General features: G+C 65.0%; 2 protein-coding genes. One reads left to right on the forward strand and one right to left on the reverse strand.

Annotated elements, in window-relative coordinates; genetic code table 11:
- A partial coding sequence (locus tag ACWELQ_RS45250) for a DEAD/DEAH box helicase (protein ID WP_452403118.1) occupies window positions 1-1,040 on the reverse strand: 1,040 nt, incomplete at its 3' end.
- 435 nt (window positions 1,041-1,475) lie between these two features.
- Between ACWELQ_RS45250 and ACWELQ_RS45255 the strand changes: the two genes are divergently transcribed.
- Complete coding sequence (locus ACWELQ_RS45255; RefSeq protein ID WP_029925108.1) at window positions 1,476-1,679, forward strand: cold-shock protein; 204 nt, start codon at window positions 1,476-1,478, stop codon at window positions 1,677-1,679.
- The last annotated feature ends 3 nt before the right edge of the window (window positions 1,680-1,682 follow it).

The following is a 1,682-nucleotide window of genomic DNA, read 5'->3' on the forward strand; positions in this document are numbered from 1 at the left end:
CGCGTGGGGAGCTGGGCGTCCACGTCCGCGAGCAGCCGTCGCGTGTCCATCGCCACCAGCTCGGCCCCGCGCCGCGACCGCACGAAGGTCAGCGTGCGCGCCCCCTCGGCCACCAGATCCGCCATCACCGTGGCGGCCTCCGCCCCGGCCGAACGGCGAATGGCCGCACCGTTTTCCCCGGTCAGACCCGCCCCGAGCAGCGGCGGCTCCCACAGTGCCACGGTGCGCGAACCCTGCGGCGACCCGTCCTCGGTGACCGCGACACACGGTGCGCCGATCAGCTTCTCGGCGGTGGCGGCGGGGTCCGCGGTGGTCGCGGAACACAGCACGAAGACCGGATCCGCCCCGTACCGCTCGGCGAGCCGCCGCAGCCGGCGCAGCACCAGCGCCACGTGCGACCCGAAAACCCCACGGTAGATATGACATTCGTCGACCACGACGTATTTGAGCTGCCGCAGCAGCCGCCCCCACCGCTGATGCGACCGCAGCATTCCGACGTGCAGCATGTCGGGATTGGTGAAAACCCAGCGTGCGTGCGCCCGTACCCATTGCCGGATCTCGGCCGGGGTATCCCCGTCGTAGGGCGCGGGATGCACATTCCGCAGCGGATCCTCGCTGGTCAGCTCGTTGACCATGCGCAATTGATCGGCCCCGAGCGCCTTGGTCGGCGACAGATACAGCGCGGTGGCCCGGGGATCGGCCTGCAACGCGGTCAGCACGGGCAGCTGATATGCCAGCGATTTCCCGGACGCCGTCCCCGTCGACACCACCACGTGCCGCCCGGCCGCGGCCAGGTCGGCGGCCTCGCTCTGGTGACTCCACGGCTCCGCGACTCCGGCCGCCTGAACTGCGGCGATGACATCCGGAGATGTCCATTCGGGCCATTTCGTGATCTGTGCCGCGCGGGGCGGTAGCTCGGTGACGTGGGTGAGGCGGGGGTCACCGGACACCGGTCCATTTAGGACACGATTCAGCAACGATCTCCCGTAGCTGATGTCGCCGTTGTCTCCAGCGCATCGCGACTGATCTTCATCATTCATCGAGTCGTCACCGCGACACGCCCAACGGGTGCGAAAGGTGTGTGCGCCCGCCGCCCTACCTGCCATTTCACTACCGAGTAGCGGCCTGCCTCACACCCGGTTTGCCGGATGCTCGCTCTGTTATCCGGAAGCAAACCAACTTCAAGTTCGGATTTGGGCATTATGCCCCTCACCTGCGCATTCGCAAGATCAACTTTTTTGCAAATTGTGGGTAACTCGGCTGTTGAATTCCCCAAAGACATGGTTCACTGGTTCCTGGTCGCAAGCTTCTGTGTTCGAGGGAACGGATCGAAAGTCCAAACCATCAGCAGGATCGATGTTGCGAACGGTGTACTAGGTGCTTTCCTGCAGGGGGAACAGAGTACAACGGTCGGAACGGACCCGGTGGACGAACCTCGTTGTCCGCCGTTCCGGTATGGAAAGAGAAGGAACAGAATGGCACAGGGAACTGTGAAGTGGTTCAACGCGGAGAAGGGGTTCGGCTTCATCGCGCCCGAGGACGGCTCCGCGGACGTCTTCGTCCACTACTCCGAGATCCAGGGATCGGGCTTCCGTACCCTCGAGGAGAACCAGAAGGTCGAGTTCGAGGTTGGCCAGGGCACCAAGGGCCCGCAGGCCACCGGTGTTCGCGCGCTCTAAGAG

The organism is Nocardia sp. NPDC004722, assembly GCF_053601505.1.